This window comes from Kribbella deserti, from assembly GCF_042434725.1.
In the GTDB taxonomy this organism is placed as follows: Bacteria; Actinomycetota; Actinomycetes; order Propionibacteriales; family Kribbellaceae; genus Kribbella; species Kribbella deserti.
The window spans coordinates 58179-78248 of record NZ_JBHLTC010000057.1; the positions used below are offsets into that span (position 1 = coordinate 58179).

Consider the following 20070-nt stretch of genomic DNA (forward strand, 5'->3'; position numbering starts at 1 on the left):
CCGTAACACCGTGACCGGTCCAGGAAGCTAGCCTGACAAGACGATCGAAGGAGGTGGAGCGCGGTGGGACAACGAATCGAGCAGCACGTCGCGGCGTTCAACCAGGCCGTCGAAAGTGGTGACTGGACTGGTTTCGGCGAGCGGTTCGCCCCGGACGCACGGATGAGTTTTGTGAACGCGCCGGCCGGTCCGTTCGAGGGCAGGGCGGCGATCGTCGCGGCCTACCAGGCGAATCCGCCGACGGACACCATGAGCCTGCTCAGTAGCACGACCGAGCCGGACGGCACCGACGTAGCCCGCTTTCAGTGGTCCACCGGTGGCGCCGGCACGATGCGCGTCCGCTGGACCACTGAAGCCCGGATTTCCGGCCTCGAGATCAGCTTCGGCTGACCGCTTTGGCCGCGGTGGCTAGGCGGGGAGGTTGCGGAGGTGGGGGACGACGTCTTCGGCGAATTGGGTGAGGAAGCGTTCCTGGTCCTGGCCGGGGCCGTGGAAGATCAGGTGGTTGAAGCCGGCGTCGGTGTACTGCTTGATCTGGGTGGCGGCGTCTTCGCCGTCGGAGGCGACGATCCAGCGCTTGGCGACCTGCTCGATCGGTAGTTCGTCCGCGAGGCGTTCCATCTCGACTGCGGTGTCCACGCTGTGCTTCTGCTCGGGCGTCAGCGACAACGGCGCCCAGAACCGGGTGTTCTCCAGGGCCTTCGCGGGATCCCGGTCGTACGAGAGCTTGATCTCGATCATCCGGTCGATACCGGCCGGGTCGCGATCGGCCTTGCCGGCGCCTTCCTCCACCGCGGGCAGCAGCTGCTCGGTGTAGAGGTCCATGCCCTTGCCGGAGGTGCAGATCATGCCGTCGCCGAAGCGGCCGGCGTACCGGGCGACCATTGGGCCACCCGCGGCCACGTAGATCGGTACGGGCACCTCCGGGCGGTCGTAGATCATCGCCTCGACCGTCTTGTAGTACTCGCCGTCGAAGTTGACGGTCTCACCGGCCCAGAGCTGGCGGGTCAGCTTGACCGCCTCGCGGAGCCGGGCGAACCGCTCCTTGAAGTCGGGCCACTCGCGACCGGATACGGCCACCTCGTTCAGCGCCTCGCCGGTGCCGACGCCAAGCATCACCCGGCCGGGGTAGAGCAGCCCGAGCGTCGCGAAGGCCTGCGCGATCACTGCGGGGTTGTACCGGAAGGTGGGCGTCAGTACCGACGTACCCAGCAGGACCCGCTCGGTACGCTCGCCGACGGCCGCCATCCAGGCGAGCGAGAAGGGCGCGTGGCCGTTGTCGTGCCGCCATGGCAGGAAGTGGTCGGACACCGTGACCGTGTCCAGCCCGACCTCCTCGGCGCGTACGGAGTACTCCACCAGCTCCCGCGGGCCGAACTGCTCCGCCGACGCCTTGTAACCGATCCGAAGATTCATCGCTGCCTTCCAGTCGAGTCCAGCACTACTTCAGGAACAACTCCGCGAACTGCCGAACCTGTTCCACCTCGGTGGGATTCTCGAAGCTGACCACCAGCTCCTGAACCCCCGCCGCCTCATACGCGGCGATCCGCGCGCGGATGGTGTCGACACTACCCACGAGTCCGTACGACGCGAGGTCGCCGGGGTAGGCGAACTCGGCTCCCGGTGGTACGGCGGCCCGGGCCTGCTCGTCGTTGTCGCGGAGGATGTACGCCGTGGTGGCGGTCCGCCGGATGCTCTCGTAGTCCCGGCCCACGTCAACGCAGTGCTGCCGCAGTACGTCGTACTTGTGCTCCAGACCGGCGGGGGACTCGATAACGTTGCAGGCGTCGGCGTACTCGGCCACAAGCCGCAGGGTGACCTTCTCACCGGCGCCAGCGATCATGAGCGGAATACGCGGTTGAACGCCCTTGGGCTCGTTGATCGCGCCGTGGATCTTGTAGTACTTGCCGTCGAAGGTGGCTTCCTTCTCGGTCCAGAGCGCCAGGATCACCTGCACCGCCTCGCGCAGGTGTCGGAGCCTGTCACCGGCTGAGCCGAATTGGTAGCCGTAGGCAAGGTAGTCCGGCTCGTACCAGCCTGAGCCGATTCCAAAGGTCAGACGCCCGCGGCTCATCACGTCGACCGTGGAAGCCATCTTGGCCTGCAGTGCGGGGTTGCGATAGCTGTTGCCCGTCACGAGCTGTCCGATCCGGATGCGCTGGGTATCGCGCGCCAGGCCCGTCACCATCGACCAAGCCTCGAACAGGTACTCGTGGGACGGCGGGATGGTGTGCAGGTGGTCCGGCACGTACAGGGCCTCGTAGCCGAGTTCATCGGCCGCACGGGCTACGGTTGTCACGGCCTCGTAGGCCTCGATCGGATCGCCGAAATGGGCGAAGTCCTGGCCGAAGCCGCTAGGTAGGAAGATGCTGAACGTGAGGGTCACCGGAACACTCCTAAAGGTCGTTTAGCAGTAGTGACCCGAGCCCACGGCAAAAGGAATCGCCAGCGATACTTGCCGCATGGAGCTTGTGACGATCGAAGAGGTCCGGGCGGCGGCGGAGCGCCTGAACGGGGTGACGGTTCGGACCCCGCTACTACCTGTCCCAAGTGCCTCAAGGAATCAGGAGTCTTCGGAGGGCAGCAGCCTCTGGCTGAAGCCGGAGAGCCTGCAGGTGGTTGGGGCGTTCAAGCTGCGCGGGGCCTTCAACGCGATCGCCATGCTGGACAGGAACCGCCGTAGCCGTGGGGTGATCGCGTTCTCCAGTGGCAACCACGCCCAGGCCGTCGCGTACTCCGCGCGCCACTTCGGTATTCCGGCCGTGATCGTGATGCCCGACAACGCGCCGCGGATCAAGGTCGACTCCACCCGCTCGCACGGCGCCGAGGTGATCCAGGTGCCGATCGGTGATCACGCCGACGTAGCGGTGGCGCTCGCGGAAGAGCGCGGGCTGACCATGATTCCGCCGTACGACGATGCGGCGGTGATCGCCGGGCAGGGCACGGTCGGCCTCGAGATTGCGGCGGATCTACCCGAGGTGGATGTGGTGCTGGTCCCGATCAGCGGCGGTGGATTGGCGGCCGGGGTCGCCGTCGCGATCAAGGCGCTGTGCCCGTCCGCTCAGGTCATCGGGGTGGAACCCGAACTCGCGGCCGACACCGCGGAAGGCCTTCGGCTGGGTCACCAGGTCGATTGGCCAGTGGATGACCGGGCCCGGACGATCGCGGACGGGCTTCGGGCGCAGCCGTCGGAACTCACCTTCGCGCATCTGCGGAAGTTCCTTGACGGAGTGGTCACCGTGAGCGAGGACGAGATTCGCTCCGCGATCCAGGTCCTCGCTCGCCAGGCCCGCCTCATCGCGGAACCAAGTGGTGCCGTGGCGACGGCCGCGTACCTCTTCCGGGGGCACGATCTGCCAGTCGGGAAAACCGTCGCGATCCTCTCCGGCGGCAATATCGACGCCGACCTTCTCCGCACGATCCTTACCTGAGGCTAGGACCTGTAGAGGCGCGAACCACCAGATCGGGGATAAGCGACAACTGTTGCCTAGGGCCGTCGGGATTGGCTAAGCGCGCGCGGAGCACCTCAACGGCCAGACGGCCCACGTCTGCCTTGGCTGGTGATACGGCCGTCAGAGGAACTTCGGACAGGTCCGCCACCTCGTCGTCGTACCCGATCACTGACAGCTCGCCTGGTACGTCGAGACCGCGCTGGCGGGCCGCGTTCACTAGCAGGGTCGCCTCGCGGTCAGCGAAACAGACGGCGGCGGTTACTCCCTCCGCGACCAGTCGGTCCAGGAAGCGCCCGGCGTCGGCGGAAGTCCAGCGCGGCAGGGACTCGAACACCGCGGGTTCGCCGCGTAGACCGATGCGCAGGCCGGCCCGGATCTGCGGCGCGGTATGCGGGCTGGTCCGTTCCAGGTAGGCGATCCGGGTGTGCCCGAGCGCCTGCAGGTGCTTGACCGCGGCCCGGGCGCCTGCGGCGTGGTTCGAGCCGACGAACTCATGCTGGGTGGCGGGCAGTTCCAGCCCGCGTTCCACCAGCACGATCGGTACGCCGAGGTCTTCGAGCGCGTCCAGGCTGGTCGGATCATCCAGCCCTGGTACGACGATCAGCCCGGCCACGTCGGTCGCGATCAGGCTCTCGATCGCCTCGGCCTCCAGCCGCGAGTCCCACTCCGTACTGCGCAGCAGCATCTTCGCGCCGTGCCGGCTCAGTTCGCGCTCGATGCCGGTGATGATGCGGGGGTAGTAGTACGTCATCGAGGGCACGGCCACGCCGATCAGCGGGCCGGTGCCGATCGACGCGATGTACATGCCCGACCCCTGCCGCCGGTAGACCAGGCCGTCCTGCACCAGCAGGTCGACGGCTCGGCGCACGGTGTTCAGGCTGACGCCCTGTTCGCGGGCGAGCTCGGCCTCGGTGGGTAGTTTGCCCGCGGGCCAGCGCAGTTCGGCGATGCCGCGGCGGAGTTCCGCGGCCAGCCGACGGGCCTTGTGACCCCGGACCTCGGCCGGGGTTTCGGATGCGCTCACGGACTCCTGCCTTGTTGTCATTCGATGCGGCAGCGTATCCGGTCGGAAATTCATTCGCATCAATCCGTTGACCAAGAGCATGACTTGCCACAGACTCATGCGACAAGGCCTTCGAGTGAACGCCCGTCCGCTGCCGGAGGAGATCCCGTGAGACGACGTACCTTTCTGGCCGGAAGTACCGCGGCCGTGACCGCCTTCAACCTCGGCATGCCGGCCTTCGCGAGTGCCACGCCCGCCGACTTCGCCGGTCTGCGCGCGAAGTGGGCCGCTGATCTGACCGGCGGTACGGCGCTCGACCCGGCTGATCCGGACTACGCGGCAGCGCTGACCCGCCTGGACAACGCGGCCACTACCGCCTTGGCGCGGCTCGACCGCACGACCGGCCGAACCCGGGTGTTCCTCGATCAGGACCTCAAGCTGGACCCGGCGATTCCCGCCAGCTACGTACGGCTAGAGCAGCTGGCGACAGCTTGGGCCACGAGAGGCTCGCGCTACTTCGGTGACGCCTCGTTGCTGTCCGACGTACTGGCTGGGCTGGAGTCGATGTACCAGCTGATCTACAAGCCGGGAACGGTCGAGTTCGGCAACTGGTGGTCCTGGGAGATCGGCGCGACCCGGCCGCTCGCGAACACGATGGTGCTGCTGTACGCGCAGATCCCGGCCGAGGCGCGGCAGCGGTACTGCGCGGCCATCGACCACTTCGTACCGGACCCGTACTGGATGTTCCCGCCGGAGCGCGGGCGGATCATCTCGACCGGCGCCAACCGCGTCGATCTGTGCCAGGCGGTGATCGTGCGGGCGCTGGTCACGGAGGACGAGGCCAAACTGACGCACGCGCGGGACGGTCTCAGTGACACCTGGCAGTACGTCACCAGCGGCGACGGGTTCTACCGCGATGGCTCGTTCGTGCAGCACACGTACGTCGCGTACACCGGCACCTACGGGCATGTTCTGCTGAGCGGGATCGGGAAACTCCTTGCCCTGCTGGCGAATTCGCCCTGGGCCATCACCGATCCCAAGCGGCAGATCCTGTTCGACTCGGTCGCGAAGGCCTATCTGCCCGTGGTGCACGACCTGCGGATGATGGACTTCGTGCGCGGTCGGGCCCTCTCCCGCTCGAACGCTTCCGACCACAACGACGGCTATACCGCCGCCGAGGCGATCCTGCGGCTGGCCCAGGGCGTCGAACCGGCCTTGGCGGCGAAGTGGCGTGCGGCCGTCGCGGGCTGGCTGGCACGTGACACCTTCGGCAACATGCTGTCTGGAGCAACGATTCCGCGAGTCTCGCTGGTCAAGAGCCTCCGGGCCTCCGGTGTGACTCCCGCGCCGGAACCCGATGGCCACACGTTGTTCGCCGGCATGGACCGCTCCGTGCATCGCCGGAACGGCTGGGCCTTCGCCATCTCGATGGCGAGCCGCCGCATCGCGTACTACGAGTCCGGCAACGGCGAGAACGAGCAGGGCTATCACACCGGCTCGGGCATGACATACCTGTACGACCGCGACAACGGCCAGTACGCCGACGCCTTCTGGCCGACCGTCGACCGCTACCGCCTGCCGGGTATTACCGTCGACCGGCTCCCGCTGCCTCCAAAGGCGGGTGGCGAGTGGGGAGAGGCCCGACCACCTTCAGCCACTTGGGTCGGCGGTAGCACCCTGGACGGGTACGCGGCCGTCGGCCAGCACCTAGAGGGACCCGTCTCGCCTATGCGGGCCAGGAAGTCCTGGTTCTGCTTCGACGAGTACGTCGTTGCTCTAGGCGCGGGTATCACTGGTAGCAGCGGCCACGCGGTTGAGACCGTGGTGGAGAACCGGAATCTCCATGCGAGTGGTACGAACGCCTTGCTGGTAGACGGCGTTGCAACCGCCCAGGCCCTTGGAGAAGGCGCGACCGTCGCGGGTGCGCGTTGGGCTCACCTAGATGGCGTATGCGGTTACGTCTTCCCGAACGGCTCCAACCTCAAGGTACTGCGCGAGGCCCGTACGGGAGCTTGGCGAGACGTGAACACGGGTGGCTCGACTACACCGATCACGCGGCGCTATCTGACGATGTGGCTCGACCACGGGGTAGACCCGCGCAACGCGTCGTACGGCTATCTCGTAGCGCCTGGAGCTTCGGCAGACCGTACGAAGCAGCTTGCGCGTTCGTCCGGTTTGATGATCCTGCGCAACACCGCGGACGCCCAGGCCGTAGTGCATCCCACACTCGGTTTAGCGATGACCAACTTCTGGAAGCCCGGGTCCGTGGCTGACGTTGTTGCCGAGACTCCTTGTTCGGTAATCCAGCGCTGGAAGGACAATCAGCTTCACCTGGCCATTTCCGATCCGACCCAGTTGAGCGCCTCGGTCCGGCTCCGGCTGGTTCTGCCCGGGTTCCGGCTGGTTAGGGCTGATGACGGGGTCACCGCTCGCCGTACGTCCCGAGGGCTTGAGATCACCGTGGACGTCACCGGAGCCGCCGGCGCATCCAAGGCCGTCGTGCTCAGCCGTTAACTCAGGGGTCGAGTTGGTCGAGGGCGGTGGAGAGATCTTCGAGGGCGGCCACCGCGGCGGCGAGGCGGTCGCGGCCCATGATGGTGGCGAGGCGTTTGGCCGCTTCGCCGTGTTGCGGGGTGATCCGGCGGACCGCCGCCAGGCCGGCGGCGGTCGGGGCCAGTAGCTGGGCGCGACGGTGGGCCGGGTTCTCGCGGTACTCGGCATAACCGCGATCGACCAGGATGTCCGCGATGCGCTGCACGCTCTGCCGGGTGATGCCCATCTCGCGAGCGATCCCCGCGACCGGTAGCGGCGCCGGCAGCACCGCGCCGAGCACCTGCCACCAGGCCGCGGTCAGTCCGGCCGGCTTGGCCAGTTCCTCCGCGAGAGCGAGGAACTGGCCGTTCAGCTTGAAACTGGTCAAAGCCGCCGCGGACAGTAGAGGTCCGTCGTCCATTCAGACCGCCATCAACTCGTAGAAGCCCGCTGGGTCGCGGTCGCCGTACAGCTTCAGCCACGACTTGGCGACGCCCGGCTCGTAAACCGCGAGCTGCTCGAGAATCGCGTGCGCGAACTGGACCGGGGCGATCCCGCTACCCGTGATCAGGCCGCGGTCGTTGACCGCGAGCTCCTCACGGTAGTGCGCCGCCCCGGCATAACCGGTGTAACCGAGCGCCTCGGCCGCGTTGCTGGTGTGCGCCCGGTCGTCGAGCAGGCCCTCGATCGCGAGGCCCATCGTGGCGCCGCAGACGGCCGCGACCGGCACGCCCGCCGCCAGGAACTGCCGGGCCGCCGCGCGGAAGCCGGCCATCGCGTCCTCGGTCCAGGTGTCACCGCCGGCCAGGATCAGCATCGCGCTGTCTTCGGGCCGCAGATCGGCCAGGGCCAAGTCAGGGACGATGTCGAACCCGCCCATGGTAGTGACCGGCTCGGTGCTGGGGCCGACCGTGACGATCTCATACTGCCCCGGCTCGCGCTGCCAGTCCGGCTTGCGGATGTGCGCCGTGGCGTAACCGATCTCCCAGTCGGCGAAGGTGTCGAAAACCGCTACGTGGACCTGCTTCGTCATCGTCATGACAGTAGTCTGTCAAAAAGACAGCATGCTGTCAACTATCCAACCCTTGTTCGTTCGAGGGTCGGCTCAGGGGTGAACCGCTGACGTTCCGGATACGCAGGGCGGCGGCCGGACCCCAGGCTGATGGACATGAAACTTGCTCTCATCATCGGTACGACGGCGCTGGCCCTGGCGTCGATGGCCTTGCCCGCGAATGCGGCCCCTGCTCCGGCGAAGCGGGATGACCTGCAGCAGTCGGTTGACGCGGTTGTCGCCGGCGGAGCGACGGGGGTGGTCGCGCGAGTGCGTGACGGTCACCAGGTTTGGCGCCTCGGCGGCGGACTGACCGCGCCCGACGGCCGTCCGGTTCAAGGCAACGAACGCTTCCGCGCAGGCAGCACGACGAAGACCTTCGTGGCGACGGTTGTTCTGCAGCTTGTCGCGGAGCAGCGCCTGCGGCTGGACGATTCGGTCGAGCGCTGGCTTCCCGGCGTGGTCCCGAACGGCGCCAACATCACGATCCGCCAGCTGCTCGGGCATACCAGCGGGCTGCCCGAGATGCTGCGCACGATACCGCGTCCACCTTCGCCCGACTTCGAGAAGTTTCGCTGGCGGGACTGGACCATGGCCGAGCTGACGGCCCGCGCGCTGACCCAGCCGGTGATGTTCGAGCCGGGCACCGAATGGGGCTACTCCAATACGAACTACTTGCTGCTGGCCATGACGATCGAGCAGATCACGAAGCGCTCGTACCGCCAGGAGATCGAGCGACGGCTGTTCCGGCCGCTCGGGCTTTGGCACAGCTCGCTGCCGGGAACGGAGTTCCGGATCAAGGGCGCTCACCTGCGCGGATTCGTCGGAACGGCCGACATGACCGAGCTGAACGCGAGCCTGATGGCCGGAGGTGGTGAGCTGATCTCCACGACGGCAGACCTGTCCCGCTTCTATCGCGCGCTGCTCGGCGGACGCCTGCTACCGAAGGCCTTGCTGACCGAGATGATGACACCCGCACGACCGGGTGCGACGTACGGGCTGGGGCTGCGCTGGCGAATGCTGACCTGCGGTGACACGGTTTACGGACACGACGGGGACGCCCTGGGCTACTCGACCTGGGCTTTCACGAACCCGCGGAACGACCGGCAGCTCACGGTGGGCATCACGCCGCCGGGGCAGAAGCCGCTGGCCGAGGTCAACGCCCTGCTGGACAAGGCCCTCTGCTGATCGTCAGTACCTCAGCAGGCGGGTGCCGGCCGGGGTGAGCGCGTGCAGCGCGACACCGCCGGCGCGATGGGTGGTGACCAGGCCCGCGTTACGCAGTACGCGCGCATGCTCGCTCGCCGAGGCCAGGGAGATCCCGGTCCGGCGGGCGAGCTGCGTCGTACTCGCGTCGGCACCGAGCGAACGCAGGACCGAGGCGCGCGTACGCCCGAGCAGGTCGGCGAGGTGGTCACCCCGGGGGGCGGGGTCATCGCACAGGGCCTCGGCAGCCGGGTAGACCAGCACCGGTCGCCGCCCGGGTACGTCGAGGGCCAGGCATTCCGCGACCAGCGCCGACGGATACAGCAGCAGGCCGCGACCATCGAGTTCGATGGTGAAGGTCGAGGGATGCGGGCTCAGGCCGTGCGCGTGCAGTTCGGGCGCGCGCCACTCGACGTCCGGGTGGATTCCGGCCAGCATGCCCTCGACGCCGTCGGTCAGCAGGGCCCGCGAGCGGATGGCCAGATCGGCGGCGAACCGGCCTTCGAGGGTGGCGGCCCAGGGGGCGAGCGCCTCGGTGTGGAAGGCCCGTACGGCGTGACCGAGTTGGCGCCGGGCCGTCGGCCGATCGTCCAGCAGGTCGCCGATCCAGCCGCCGATACCTGCCGGAAGGTGCGGCACGAGGTCGGCGCGAATCTTTTCGGCTGGAGTGGCGGCCAGCTCCTCGATCGCGTCGTTCAGCCCGGAGCCGTCCAGCTCGGGCGTGAGGAAATTGGGGAAGGCGCCGCCCGGGCTGATCAGCTTGAGCAGCGGCTTCATCTCCGGCCGGAGCTGCGCGCGGGTCTGTCGCCGCCACGCGCGGCCCGTCGCCGAACTCGGCAGGTCCCGCAACGCCCGGGCGGCCAGCGCCGCGTCCCACAGTGGATCCGGCTCGCGACGGAACGTCACCCGCCCCAGGTCGGCCGGCTCGAACCGGATCCGGATCATCTCGCACCCCCAACCTTTTCAGCCCACCGTACGACGCGACCGTGCCACGGATTCCGGCAAGTGCTTCGGGCTGGGCCGAAAGCGGTCGCAACATGGATAGTCCCGCCCGAGCCTTGGGCGCATGACTTCTCGACGTCTCACCGCCGCACTGCTGGCGGCCACCCTGATTCCCCTGACCGCCGCACCCGCAGCGGCCCGGCCGACGACCGAGCCGCGCCACCCCTCGACGTATGTCGTCTCCGAGTTGGCTGGCGACACTCCCGAAGGAATCGAGATCACCCGCGGCGGAACCATCTACGTCACCAGCGTCGGCACGGGCGCGGTCTATCGCGGCACGGTACGAAACCCGCGCCTCAAGACGTTCCTGCCGGCCGGTTCCGACGGGCGGACCCAAGCGACCGGTGTGCACGTGGACCGCTGGGGCCGGGTCCTGGTCGCCGGCGCGGGTACCGGCCGCCTCTACGCGTACGACGCCCGCGGGCGGTTGCTGGCCTCGCGGTTCGCGGCGGAAGGCTCGTTCCTGAACGACTTCGCCTTCACCGCGGACGCCGTGTACGTGACGGACTCGGCGCACAACCAGATCTGGCGGGCGTCGTTGACCCGGCACGGCCTCGGTGAACTCAAGCCGTGGTTGACCCGCGACCGGATCAGCCCGAAGCCGTACTTCCTGAACGGCATCGTCGCCACCCCGGACGGCAGCACCCTGCTGGTCGGCGAACAAGGCCAGAACGTGACGTACCGGGTGGACATCCGCACCGGTGCGGTCAAGGTGGTCGAGGCCGATGGCGTGCTTTCGGGTGATGGCTATCTGCTTGAGGGACACCGGCTGTACGTCGTACACAACGCGGGCGGCGGCAAGTACGTGACCCGGCTGGCTCGTCTGGACCGGACCTGGTCCAAGGCGACCATCCTGGCCGACTCGGTCCCGGGCGAAGCCGGCGCAACGCCGACCACGATCGCCCGGGACCGCCATCGTCTGTTGTGGGTCAACAGCCAGCTCGACCAGGCGCCCGGCACGCCGCCGTACACGGTGACGGTCGTACCGGGCCTGCGCTGAGCATTTGATGCTCGCTGATCGGCGTGGGACGTGGTGAGAGCGCGGCCGTGGGACCCGGCCCGCCGTTCTGGCCGCACCCATCGGCTCGCGCTCTGCAACACGTGACCACCCGATCAGTCGCCATCAGGTACCCAAGCGAATCTGGGATATGCATGGGCTTCGGCAATATTTTTTGAGCGTCATGGCGGCGGCCTAGTTGACTTCAAGTGTCCTTGAGGTTGGAGGCTGCTGGCCATGGACATCAAGGTTGCAGGAGAAGTTCCGAACGTAAGTGACATCGACTCGATCGCGAAGTTTGTGGCCTCGGTGGGCGACATCCAGGCCCGGGAGGACGCGGAGGGCTTCATCGCGCTCTTCCGCGACGACGCCAAGTGGGTGACCGGGCACGGCAAGCGGTTGTACGGCAAGCAGGCCATCGCCGATTTCACCCGCAAGGTGATGCCCGGCGCGACCAAGGACTCGTACGCGACGTACGAGGTGGACCACATTCTCTTCATCACCGCGGATCTGGCCCTCGCCACGATCAACCAGGAGTACCACCAGCGCGACGCCGAACCCGGCGCCGAGCCCGACCGCGGCAGCCCCGGCTACCTGCTGGCGCGCAACGGCGACAGCTGGCTCATCGCGGCCGGCCAGAACACCGTCGTCGTACCGGAGTGACCGCCCGGCCGCCGGGCTGGGCGGCCGTCAGTCGTCGTCCTCGCCGCGGTACATGTTGACGGTTCGCTCGCGCATGATGTCGAGCTGAACCGTCAGGGCTCCGATGATCTCCTCCTCGTTCAGCGACTCGGTCTCGCGGAAGGCCCACGCGGAGCGGCCTTCGGCGTCGAGGCACTTCACCAGCACGATCCCGTCGAGGGCGGTCCACCCCTCCAGTAGCGGTGGTACGACGAACCCGTCGCCAAGGACCTGCCCGATCGGTTGTCCGTAGTCATCGGCCATGACCGGGATCCTTTCATCCACCCGACGCCACGGCTGCCCCGGTCCGGCGTGGTGCGCACCCACCGTGAACCGGAGGGCGGGGGAAAGGGGATCGGCGACAGGCTGGGGACCTGTCGCCGATCAGGTCATTGGGTCTCCGCCAGATACAGAGCGCACCAAGACACTTGTGATCAAACATCAAACAAATCGGGCCGGTCAATGCCCCGCGGCGAAGGTTTACCCGATTGCCAGGAATTTCCGCCCTGCCGTATCCGGCCCGTCACAGAAGGTATCTCCGACCGCTCCGCGCCGGCCATCTGTGCACAACCCCGCGCCGGCCATCTGCGCACAACCCCGCGACGGTCGTCTGTGCATAACCCCGTGACGGTCGGACGCGGAAAACCGTGTGAACGGGCGGCGGTGTGGAAAACCCTGTGACGGTCGGACGCGGAAAACGGTGTGAACGGGCGGTCGTGTGGACAACCCCGCGACGGTCGGACGCGGAATGCGATGGAGGGCGCTGGTCAGGAGGCTTGGGGGCGGCGGGCGAGTTCGATGACGTGGTCCAGGCGGTCGAGGGAGGCGGCCAGCTCCGCGACCCGGGCGGCGATCAGCTCGCGGGTGTCGGCGACCTCGTCGGCCAGAGCCGGATCGAGGTTCATAGCGTCGCCCGTGCCGCAGACCATCGGCAACACGGTCGAGATCTTGCCGCTGCAGAGGCCGATCGAGAAGAGCCACTGGATCTGCCAGACCCGGGCGACGTCGTCCTCGCTGAACTCGCGGTAGCCGTTGCCGCATCGGCCGGGATGCAGCAGGCCGGCTTCCTCGTAGTACCGCAGGGCCCGGACACTCACGCCGGTCCGATCCGCCAGTTCGCCGATTCGCATGCCGTCGCTCCCCTCTGGCACCCGCTTGGTTGTACCTGTGCCGCTAACTAGCCACATTAGCCAGCTGCGGGACTACCGGCCCCGTCCCGATCGCAGGGTGGTCGGCGTACCCCTCGAGCTGTGACCCGTAGAAGTCGTCCGAACGCGGCGTGGCGAGTGGAGCCCCGGTAGCGATCCGTAGCGGCAGATCCGGGTTCGCGATGAACAGGCGGCCCATGGCGACTACGTCCACCAGCCCGGCCTTGAGCAGTTCCCGACCGCCCGAGGGGGTTGAGGGCTCAGAACCGTCCACGTTTCCGACCAGGAGGCCGGACCACCAGGAGCGGGCTGCAGGCAGGGAGGCGAACTTGCCGCGCTCAATGACGTGCAAGTAGCTCAAGCCCAGCCGGTCGAGGTCCCGGACCAAAGGCCCGTACGTCGTGGCTGGATCCGCCTCGACCAGTCCGTTGTCGGGATTGCCCGGGGAGAACCGTACGGCCACCCGGTCCGCGCCAACTGCCGCCACTAGAGCGTCTACCACCTCGCGCACGATCCGGGTCCGCCCGGAACCGCCGTACCCGTCTGTGCGTTGGTTGGCGTTGTCGCTGAGGAACTGGTGCAGGAGGTACCCGTTGGCGCTGTGCAGCTCGACGCCGTCAAACCCGGCGCTGATCGCATTACGCGCCGCCTCGGCGTACTGCCGGATGACCGCGTCGACGCCGTCTAGCGTCAGTGCCTCGGGTGCGACGGCGTCGACCCAGCCGTCGGCCGTGAAGACCTTCTCCGGCGCCGCAATGGCTGACGGCGCCAGCGGGTGTAAACCCGTCGGCAGGTCCCGGGGATGCGCGAGCCGTCCGACATGCCACAGCTGGGCGTAGATCCGTCCACCCGCGGCATGAACGGCGGTCGTCACCTGGCGCCACTTCTCGGTTTGAGCCGCTGTAGCGATCCCCGGTACGCCCGGCCCTCCCCGGCCCGACACATGCGGCCAAAGGCCTTCCGAGATCAGTAGCCCCGCACTCGCCCGCTGGACGTAGTACGCCGTCGTGAGGTCATGGGGTACGCCGTCCCCGTCCGCGCGCCCCCGGGTCATCGGGGCCATCGCGATCCGGTTCGGCAGCCGGAGGGGGGCCGAGGCCAACGGTGTCAGCAGGGGATCGGCCGTCGCCGAGTTCGTCAGGGTGAGCATGCTCCGCAAGCTAAAGCCTCACGCCAACGTGAGGGTCAACCCCTTCTTCGCGCGGGCAGGGGAATGTCGAGAACCATGGCGGGCTTCCGACGTCCCGGGCATGACGGAGTCTCAAGTATCACGGAGAGGGCGACAGGCATGACCGATAACAACTCGCGAGCGTTGCCCGAGGCGGTTGACCGGGCGACGTTCGAGGCGGAGCTGGAGCGGTTGCGGGTCCGGGAGAAGGCGCATTCGCGCGAAGGGGACGCGATCGCGGCTGCCCGGCGCCGCCTGCCGATGGTCGAGGTGGACGCGGCCACGGAGCTCACCGGGCCCGGCGGACCGCTCACGTTGCTCGACGCCTTCGAAGGCCGTCAGCAGTTGATCGCCTACTACTTCATGTGGCACCACGGTCATCCCGCGTCCGAGCAGTGCCAAGGCTGTACGTGGTGCACGACCCAAGTGGCCGAGTTGTCGTACCTGCACTCGCGGGACATCACCTACGCGGTGTTCGCCCAAGGCCCGTACGACGAGAGCAGGCGCTATCGCGACTTCATGGGCTGGGAGATGCCGTGGTACTCGGCAGAGGGCTCACTGGAGACGCTTCTGGCCGGGAGGAAGATCGGCACGATGCGCCTGGTCTGTTACGTACGAGATGGCGACCGCGTCTTCGAGACCTACTGGACGTGGTACCGAGGTGTAGAGGCCATGGACTTCAGCTACGCGCTGATGGATCTCACGGTCTACGGACGTCAGGAGCAGTGGGAGGACTCCCCAGCCGGCTGGCCGAAGAACTGGCAACCCGAAGCGCCGAAGATCCTTAGCGGCCGTCCGATCGCCCAGTGGTCGCGCATCCGGGCCGGACGCTCCGACGAGCTCTAAGCAGGCCGTTCTTCCTTCCGCGACTTGGAGCGCTCGCGGAAGGAAGAACCGGCTGTTTGCTTATTCGCCGAGGAGTTGAGCGAAGGGCGTGGGGGTGGCGTAGGGATCAATCTTGGCGGCCGGCTCGGTGTTGATGACGAGCTTGGCGAACTCGCCTGCCGCCCGGTCGATCCGCTCGTGCAGTCCGGAGGCTCCTGCGCCCCAGTCGGGCGAAGCGGCGTACACGCCGGTGGGAACCACTACGGCCCGCAGGTACGTGAACAGCGGTCGCAGCGCGAAATCGAGCACTAGCGAGTGCCGCTCGGTACCACCGGTCGCGCCGATCAGAACGGGCTTGCCCGCTAGTAGTCCCTCGTCGAGCACGTCGAAGAACATCTTGAACAACCCGTTGTACGACGCGCTGAACGTCGGGGTGACGGCGATAAGCCCGTCTGCCCGGGCAACTTCGTCAAGCACCTCACGAAGGCTTGCCGACGGAAAGCCCGTGAGCAGGTTGTTCGTCAGGTCCTGCGCTAGTTGCCTTAGTTCGACCGTGACGACCTTGTGCTCGATGCCCTGGCCGTCCAGGGCATCTCGCGACGCAGCGGCCAAGCGGTCTGCCAGCAGCCGGGTCGACGACGGCTGGGTCAGGCCTGCGGTGATGACAACGATCGTGCGGGTGGTCACAACGTCTCCAAGTCCTTGGCGCGCTGCGCGGCGGTCTTGAGCGATTCGTGCGTCGGAGCGTCCGGAACGTGCGCCGGCTTCAACGCCGCGAATTCCTTGCGCAGTACGGGAACAACCTCTTCACCGAGGATGTCCATCTGCTCCAGCACGGTCTTCAACGGCAGGCCAGCGTGGTCCGCGATGAACAGCTGACGCTGGTAGTCGCCGAACTTCTCCCGGAACGTCAAGGTCCGTTCAATGATCTCCTGCGGGCTACCGACGATCAGCGGCGTCTCGGCCATCGTGTCCTCCATGGACGGCCCGCCGCCGTAGATGGGCGAGTGGTCGAAGTACGGCCGGTACTCGCGGATGGCGTCCTGCGAGTTCTTCCGCATGAAGATCTGCCCGCCGAGGCCGACGATGGCCTGGTCCGCGGCGCCGTGGCCGTAGTGCTCGAAACGGCGGCGGTACAGGTCGATGAGCTTCGCGGTGTGCTCGGCCGGCCAGAAGATGTTGTTGTGGAAGAACCCGTCGCCGTAGTACGCCGCCTGCTCGGCGATCTCCGGACTACGGATCGAGCCGTGCCAGACGAACGGCGGTACGCCATCGAGCGGCCGCGGGGTTGAGGTGAATCCCTCCAGCGGCGTGCGGAACCGGCCTTCCCAGCTCACCACATCCTCGCGCCAGAGGCGTCGCAGCAGCGCGTAGTTCTCGACGGCGAGGGCGATGCCGTCGCGAATGTCCTTGCCGAACCACGGGTAGACCGGGCCGGTGTTGCCGCGACCCATCATCAGGTCCACCCGGCCGTCGGCCAGGTGCTGCAGCATCGCGTAGTCCTCGGCGATCTTCACCGGGTCGTTCGTGGTGATCAGCGTGGTCGAGGTGGACAGAATGATCTTCGAGGTCTGCGCCGCGATGAACCCGAGCATGGTCGTTGGCGACGAAGGCACAAACGGCGGATTGTGGTGCTCGCCGGTCGCGAACACGTCCAGGCCGATCTCCTCGGCCTTCTTGGCCACGGTGACCATGGCCTTGATCCGCTCGGCCTCACTGACGGTGTGGCCGGTCACCGGGTCGGTGGTGACATCCCCGACGGTGAAGACGCCGAACTGCATCGCTACTCCTCGACTAGGTGATTCATCATTAAACTACCAACATAGGTTGAAACGTCAACTCACCCCCACTCATTCCCGCTCCGACCTCGGTCCACCGCGGCACCAAGCTTCGCTGGCCAGCCACCGCACTTCCCGGCGTCAGCGCCCGCCGCAACCGCCCGACGGTCAGTGCCCGCCGCAACCGCCCGACGGTCGGCGCCCGCCGGAAACCTTCCGACGGTCGGCGCTGCTGAAACCTTCCGACGGTCGGACTCGGAATGCGGTGCCCAGGGCCGCATTTTGCGTCCGACCATGGCGGGGCTTGGCTCCGGCGACGGCCGTATTTTGCGTCCGACCGTCGGAAAGGCATGTACGGCGGGAGTGCGGGCGGTGGACCGTGGGGTGGAACCGCCTCCCGTGTGATGAAACTTGTTTCATTGTGGTGAGGTCTTGCCGATGATGACGATCGGGGTGGATATTGCAGCGGCAAGCGATTGCCCAGCGTTGTTCGACTGCGATTCGACTGGCCACTTGACCGCCCCGAGGAGATGCCATGCGTGACGATCGCCCTAAGTTGAGCCGCCGGCTGCTGCTCGGCGGAGCGGCCGCGACGACCCTCACCGCCCTCCCAGGCACTGCTGCCGCGTCCCCCGCATCGCCCGGCAGCACGCCCGCCCGGGCAGGGCTCGCGGCCGGAACCGCCACCTCACCGGGCGCGGCCGGAGTAACCGGCGCGGCAGCTCAAGGACGGCAGCGGGACGAGGCCGGCGTACTGCTTGCACAGTGGGCTGAGGCGCGCGGTTCGCATCCGTTGCTTCCGGACATCTCTCACGCCGGTTATCGCGGTGGGGAACGTCCGTCGCGCCCCAAGGTGGTTGCCCGGGTGACGGACTTCGGGGCCCGGCCGGACGGGTCCGACTCGGCCAAGGCGTTCAACGACGCCGTACGGTTCGCCGGCGAGCGTGGCGGCGGCACGGTCGTCGTACCGCGGGGGACGTTCGTACTGGCCTCGCCTGTCTGGATGCACTGGTCCAACGTGGTTCTGCGCGGTTCCGGCCGGGACAGGTCGATCCTGCACTTCACTAGGCCGTTGGAGGAGAGCTACCGGCCTAACCTCCAACCGAGCCTGCAGAGCCGGTGGTCCTGGACGGGCGGCCAGATCTGGGTAATCGCGCCAGAACGCCGGGCCAAGTCCGAGACCGAGGACTTCGCCGCATCCGAGGGCTGGCTCCTAGGCGACACCCTGGCCGACGTGGCTTCCGCCTCGCGTGGGCAGCGCACGATCACTGTGTCGAGTACGGCGAACCTCGCGGCCGGGGACATGGTCGTACTCGAGTGCGACAACCCCAGTGATGCAAGCCTCCTGCAGCACCTCGCGGGCGACGTACCTGGCACTAGGCAGTACGACTGGCCTAAGCGGGCTCCGCAGCTCACAACCGGTTCGGGCGGTCAGTACGTCCAGTACGCCGCTCTGCAATGGCCTGTCCGTATTGAAGAAGTACTAGGCGATCGGCTGGTCCGACTCGCTCAACCCCTGCGGTACGACCTACGCCCGGGGTGGCCCGCCCGACTGCGGGATATCGGTCCCACGCTGCATGACGTGGGCGTAGAGGGCTTGACCATCCGCAACGAGCTCAAGCCGATGACGATCCACAACCGGCATCCTGGCGCGAACGGCCTTTGTTTCCAGGCGGTGTACGACTGCTGGGCAAACGACGTACGGGTGGAGAACTGCGATCTCGGCTTCGGTTTCACCACCACCAAGGCCGTCACGATGACCAACGTGGTGGTCGGCGGGCGCTCGGCCCATCACAGCTTCGCGTGCCGGATGCAGGCGCACGACAACCTGGTCGACGGGTTCGAGATCGAGGCCTTCACCGTGCCGTTGCCGACGGGCGCGCTGCATCACGGGCTCAACCTGGAAGGCCTTTCGGCCGGCAACGTCTGGCGCCGGGGCAAGATGGCCGAGGGCACGTTCGACACACATCGGGCGATGCCGTTCGAGAACGCCCGGACCGACATCACGCTGGTGAACAACGGCCGGGTAGGCGGTTCGGCCGCGTCCGGGCCGCTGTTCGGGGCCAGGATCGCGCACTGGAACATCCGCATCAGCAACGGAAATCCGTACGCGATCCTGGTCGGTGATGTCGCCCCGCGCAGCATCACCCTCGGCGTACAAGGAGCCACCTCGGCGGCGAGCGGTCTGCCCCGGGACTTCCTGGGTGACCTCGAGAACGCGACGGCCCAACTCGACGTACGTCCAAGCGTTCCCGACCTGTACGCCGGTCAGCGCGCCTGTTGTTAGGCGGCGTTGAGGCGCTCGACCTGCTCGGGGGTAAGGGTGAGGTCGAGTGCGGCGTACGAGTCGCGGATCGTCTCGGGCCGGCTCGAACCGGGAATCGGAATGACGTGCTCGGACTTGGCCAGCATCCAGGCGAGAGTCACTTGGTGCGGGCTGGCGCCGAGCTCCTGCGCGATCTCGTGGAACGCCGGGTGCTGTTCGCCGAGATCCCCGGCCCGGGAGATCCCGCCGAACGGGCTCCACGGCAGGAACGCGATCCCGAGCTCGTCGCACAGTTCCAGTTCGGGCTCACTCGACCGGAAGGCCGGGGAGAACTGGTTCTGCACCGAGACGAGCCGGCCGCCGAGAATGTCGTTGGCCTGGCGGATCTGGTCCGGGTTCGCGTTCGAGATACCGGCCTGCTGGATCTTGCCCTCGTCGAGCAGATCCCGGATCGCGCCGACGGACTCCTCGTACGGCACCTTCGGGTCCGGCCGGTGGAACTGGTACAGCCCGATCGCCTCGACGCCGAGCCGCTTGAGCGAGGCCTCGGCCGCCTGGCGCAGGTGCGCGGGCGAACCGTCCTGCGTCCACGAGCCGTCGCCGGGGCGGAGGTGGCCGCCCTTGGTCGCGACCACCACGTTCGAGGTGTCACCGCCGTACGACGCGAGGGCCTTCGCGATCAGGGACTCGTTGTGCCCGACGTCGTTCGCCGTCAGGTGGTAGGCGTCGGCGGTGTCGATGAAGGTGATGCCCGCGTCCAGCGCGGCCTGGATCGTCGCGATCGACCGCTGCTCGTCGGGCCGCCCCTCGATCGACATCGGCATACCGCCGAGCCCGATCGCACTGACCTCGACCGTACCGATCTTGCGCGTCTTCGTCGTATCTGCCATATCCCCAACCTCCCTCGCGTGGACCTTGTTTTCCAACAGCAAATTCCACTGGGACCCAGCACTCCGCCTTC

Annotated in this window: 20 protein-coding genes; 8 read left to right on the forward strand and 12 right to left on the reverse strand. The window is 67.5% G+C overall.

Annotated features, from left to right (window positions below):
- Nucleotides 1-63: 63 nt before the first annotated feature.
- Nucleotides 64-390 (forward strand): nuclear transport factor 2 family protein, encoded by a 327-nt coding sequence (locus tag ACFFGN_RS35715; RefSeq protein WP_380057595.1) that lies wholly within the window; start codon nucleotides 64-66, stop codon nucleotides 388-390.
- Nucleotides 391-408: 18 nt separating this feature from the next.
- Here the strand turns inward: ACFFGN_RS35715 and fgd are convergent, their stop codons facing one another.
- Together fgd and ACFFGN_RS35725 are read right to left on the reverse strand one after the other, a co-directional pair.
- Nucleotides 409-1416, reverse strand: coding sequence for a glucose-6-phosphate dehydrogenase (coenzyme-F420) (fgd, locus tag ACFFGN_RS35720; RefSeq protein WP_380057598.1), 1008 nt, complete (start codon nucleotides 1414-1416; stop codon nucleotides 409-411).
- 25 nt (nucleotides 1417-1441) lie between these two features.
- Complete coding sequence (locus ACFFGN_RS35725) at nucleotides 1442-2386, reverse strand: LLM class F420-dependent oxidoreductase (RefSeq protein WP_380057600.1); 945 nt, start codon at nucleotides 2384-2386, stop codon at nucleotides 1442-1444.
- Between the two features lie 76 nt (nucleotides 2387-2462).
- Here ACFFGN_RS35725 and ACFFGN_RS35730 point away from each other — a divergent pair, with 76 nt between their 5' ends.
- Nucleotides 2463-3431 (forward strand): threonine ammonia-lyase, encoded by a 969-nt coding sequence (locus ACFFGN_RS35730; RefSeq protein ID WP_380057602.1) that lies wholly within the window; start codon nucleotides 2463-2465, stop codon nucleotides 3429-3431.
- On the opposite strand, the gene ACFFGN_RS35735 is transcribed toward ACFFGN_RS35730, so the two are convergent.
- Entirely contained in the window at nucleotides 3424-4476 is a 1053-nt protein-coding gene (locus ACFFGN_RS35735) for a substrate-binding domain-containing protein (RefSeq protein WP_380057604.1), read from the reverse strand. The genes ACFFGN_RS35730 and ACFFGN_RS35735 overlap by 8 nt on opposite strands.
- A 147-nt stretch (nucleotides 4477-4623) precedes the next feature.
- Here ACFFGN_RS35735 and ACFFGN_RS35740 point away from each other — a divergent pair, with 147 nt between their 5' ends.
- Nucleotides 4624-6969 (forward strand): polysaccharide lyase 8 family protein, encoded by a 2346-nt coding sequence (locus ACFFGN_RS35740; protein ID WP_380057607.1) that lies wholly within the window; start codon nucleotides 4624-4626, stop codon nucleotides 6967-6969.
- Between the two features lies 1 nt (nucleotide 6970).
- Here the strand turns inward: ACFFGN_RS35740 and ACFFGN_RS35745 are convergent, their stop codons facing one another.
- Both ACFFGN_RS35745 and ACFFGN_RS35750 read right to left on the reverse strand, forming a co-directional pair.
- Nucleotides 6971-7408 (reverse strand): MarR family winged helix-turn-helix transcriptional regulator, encoded by a 438-nt coding sequence (locus ACFFGN_RS35745; RefSeq protein ID WP_380057609.1) that lies wholly within the window; start codon nucleotides 7406-7408, stop codon nucleotides 6971-6973.
- Nucleotides 7409-8026: a DJ-1/PfpI family protein gene (locus tag ACFFGN_RS35750; protein WP_380057612.1), complete on the reverse strand. Its 618-nt coding sequence runs from the start codon at nucleotides 8024-8026 to the stop codon at nucleotides 7409-7411.
- 129 nt (nucleotides 8027-8155) lie between these two features.
- Between ACFFGN_RS35750 and ACFFGN_RS35755 the strand changes: the two genes are divergently transcribed.
- The gene (locus ACFFGN_RS35755; RefSeq protein WP_380057615.1) at nucleotides 8156-9226 is read left to right on the forward strand and encodes a serine hydrolase domain-containing protein; all 1071 of its coding nucleotides are present in this window, start codon (nucleotides 8156-8158) and stop codon (nucleotides 9224-9226) included.
- A gap of 3 nt (nucleotides 9227-9229) precedes the next feature.
- Here the strand turns inward: ACFFGN_RS35755 and ACFFGN_RS35760 are convergent, their stop codons facing one another.
- The gene (locus ACFFGN_RS35760) at nucleotides 9230-10189 is read right to left on the reverse strand and encodes a winged helix-turn-helix domain-containing protein (RefSeq protein WP_380057618.1); all 960 of its coding nucleotides are present in this window, start codon (nucleotides 10187-10189) and stop codon (nucleotides 9230-9232) included.
- Between the two features lie 121 nt (nucleotides 10190-10310).
- On the opposite strand from ACFFGN_RS35760, the gene ACFFGN_RS35765 reads away from it, so the two are divergent.
- Together ACFFGN_RS35765 and ACFFGN_RS35770 are read left to right on the forward strand one after the other, a co-directional pair.
- Nucleotides 10311-11246 (forward strand): SMP-30/gluconolactonase/LRE family protein, encoded by a 936-nt coding sequence (locus ACFFGN_RS35765; protein WP_380057621.1) that lies wholly within the window; start codon nucleotides 10311-10313, stop codon nucleotides 11244-11246.
- Nucleotides 11247-11480: 234 nt separating this feature from the next.
- A complete protein-coding gene (locus tag ACFFGN_RS35770; protein ID WP_380057624.1) occupies nucleotides 11481-11906 on the forward strand; it encodes an SgcJ/EcaC family oxidoreductase in 426 nt (141 codons plus the stop codon).
- Between the two features lie 27 nt (nucleotides 11907-11933).
- Here the strand turns inward: ACFFGN_RS35770 and ACFFGN_RS35775 are convergent, their stop codons facing one another.
- The 3 genes from ACFFGN_RS35775 to ACFFGN_RS35785 all read right to left on the reverse strand — a co-directional run bounded on the left by ACFFGN_RS35775 (nucleotide 11934) and on the right by ACFFGN_RS35785 (nucleotide 14222).
- The gene (locus tag ACFFGN_RS35775) at nucleotides 11934-12188 is read right to left on the reverse strand and encodes a hypothetical protein (protein ID WP_380057627.1); all 255 of its coding nucleotides are present in this window, start codon (nucleotides 12186-12188) and stop codon (nucleotides 11934-11936) included.
- A gap of 503 nt (nucleotides 12189-12691) precedes the next feature.
- The gene (locus ACFFGN_RS35780; RefSeq protein WP_380057630.1) at nucleotides 12692-13054 is read right to left on the reverse strand and encodes a MerR family transcriptional regulator; all 363 of its coding nucleotides are present in this window, start codon (nucleotides 13052-13054) and stop codon (nucleotides 12692-12694) included.
- A gap of 43 nt (nucleotides 13055-13097) precedes the next feature.
- Nucleotides 13098-14222 (reverse strand): alkene reductase, encoded by a 1125-nt coding sequence (locus ACFFGN_RS35785; RefSeq protein WP_380057632.1) that lies wholly within the window; start codon nucleotides 14220-14222, stop codon nucleotides 13098-13100.
- A gap of 138 nt (nucleotides 14223-14360) precedes the next feature.
- On the opposite strand from ACFFGN_RS35785, the gene ACFFGN_RS35790 reads away from it, so the two are divergent.
- Entirely contained in the window at nucleotides 14361-15086 is a 726-nt protein-coding gene (locus ACFFGN_RS35790) for a DUF899 family protein (protein ID WP_380057635.1), read from the forward strand.
- Between the two features lie 60 nt (nucleotides 15087-15146).
- Here ACFFGN_RS35790 and ACFFGN_RS35795 read toward each other — a convergent pair whose 3' ends face one another.
- Together ACFFGN_RS35795 and ACFFGN_RS35800 are read right to left on the reverse strand one after the other, a co-directional pair.
- Nucleotides 15147-15752, reverse strand: a complete 606-nt coding sequence (locus tag ACFFGN_RS35795) for an FMN reductase (protein WP_380057638.1) — start codon at nucleotides 15750-15752, stop codon at nucleotides 15147-15149.
- Nucleotides 15749-16846 carry an LLM class flavin-dependent oxidoreductase gene (locus ACFFGN_RS35800; protein WP_380057641.1) on the reverse strand — a complete coding sequence of 366 codons (1098 nt, stop codon included), beginning with the start codon at nucleotides 16844-16846 and terminating at the stop codon, nucleotides 15749-15751. The genes ACFFGN_RS35795 and ACFFGN_RS35800 overlap by 4 nt, the downstream gene beginning before the upstream one ends.
- A 532-nt stretch (nucleotides 16847-17378) precedes the next feature.
- Here ACFFGN_RS35800 and ACFFGN_RS35805 point away from each other — a divergent pair.
- The gene (locus ACFFGN_RS35805) at nucleotides 17379-19130 is read left to right on the forward strand and encodes a glycosyl hydrolase family 28-related protein (protein WP_380057644.1); all 1752 of its coding nucleotides are present in this window, start codon (nucleotides 17379-17381) and stop codon (nucleotides 19128-19130) included.
- Here the strand turns inward: ACFFGN_RS35805 and ACFFGN_RS35810 are convergent.
- Complete coding sequence (locus ACFFGN_RS35810) at nucleotides 19127-19999, reverse strand: aldo/keto reductase (protein ID WP_380057646.1); 873 nt, start codon at nucleotides 19997-19999, stop codon at nucleotides 19127-19129. The two genes, ACFFGN_RS35805 and ACFFGN_RS35810, sit on opposite strands and share 4 nt — an antisense overlap.
- Between the last annotated feature and the right edge of the window lie 71 nt (nucleotides 20000-20070).

Excerpts from the sequence above, each read along its gene's own strand:
- fgd (WP_380057598.1), bottom strand. The coding sequence starts at position 1,416 with ATGAATCTTCGGATCGGTTACAAGGCGTCGGCGGAGCAGTTCGGCCCG.
- ACFFGN_RS35730 (WP_380057602.1), top strand. The coding sequence starts at position 2,463 with ATGGAGCTTGTGACGATCGAAGAGGTCCGGGCGGCGGCGGAGCGCCTG.
- ACFFGN_RS35745 (WP_380057609.1), bottom strand. The coding sequence starts at position 7,408 with ATGGACGACGGACCTCTACTGTCCGCGGCGGCTTTGACCAGTTTCAAG.
- ACFFGN_RS35750 (WP_380057612.1), bottom strand. The coding sequence starts at position 8,026 with ATGACGATGACGAAGCAGGTCCACGTAGCGGTTTTCGACACCTTCGCC.
- ACFFGN_RS35755 (WP_380057615.1), top strand. The coding sequence starts at position 8,156 with ATGAAACTTGCTCTCATCATCGGTACGACGGCGCTGGCCCTGGCGTCG.
- ACFFGN_RS35760 (WP_380057618.1), bottom strand. The coding sequence starts at position 10,189 with ATGATCCGGATCCGGTTCGAGCCGGCCGACCTGGGGCGGGTGACGTTC.
- ACFFGN_RS35765 (WP_380057621.1), top strand. The coding sequence starts at position 10,311 with ATGACTTCTCGACGTCTCACCGCCGCACTGCTGGCGGCCACCCTGATT.
- ACFFGN_RS35770 (WP_380057624.1), top strand. The coding sequence starts at position 11,481 with ATGGACATCAAGGTTGCAGGAGAAGTTCCGAACGTAAGTGACATCGAC.
- ACFFGN_RS35775 (WP_380057627.1), bottom strand. The coding sequence starts at position 12,188 with ATGGCCGATGACTACGGACAACCGATCGGGCAGGTCCTTGGCGACGGG.
- ACFFGN_RS35780 (WP_380057630.1), bottom strand. The coding sequence starts at position 13,054 with ATGCGAATCGGCGAACTGGCGGATCGGACCGGCGTGAGTGTCCGGGCC.
- ACFFGN_RS35785 (WP_380057632.1), bottom strand. The coding sequence starts at position 14,222 with ATGCTCACCCTGACGAACTCGGCGACGGCCGATCCCCTGCTGACACCG.
- ACFFGN_RS35790 (WP_380057635.1), top strand. The coding sequence starts at position 14,361 with ATGACCGATAACAACTCGCGAGCGTTGCCCGAGGCGGTTGACCGGGCG.
- ACFFGN_RS35800 (WP_380057641.1), bottom strand. The coding sequence starts at position 16,846 with ATGCAGTTCGGCGTCTTCACCGTCGGGGATGTCACCACCGACCCGGTG.
- ACFFGN_RS35805 (WP_380057644.1), top strand. The coding sequence starts at position 17,379 with ATGCGTGACGATCGCCCTAAGTTGAGCCGCCGGCTGCTGCTCGGCGGA.
- ACFFGN_RS35810 (WP_380057646.1), bottom strand. The coding sequence starts at position 19,999 with ATGGCAGATACGACGAAGACGCGCAAGATCGGTACGGTCGAGGTCAGT.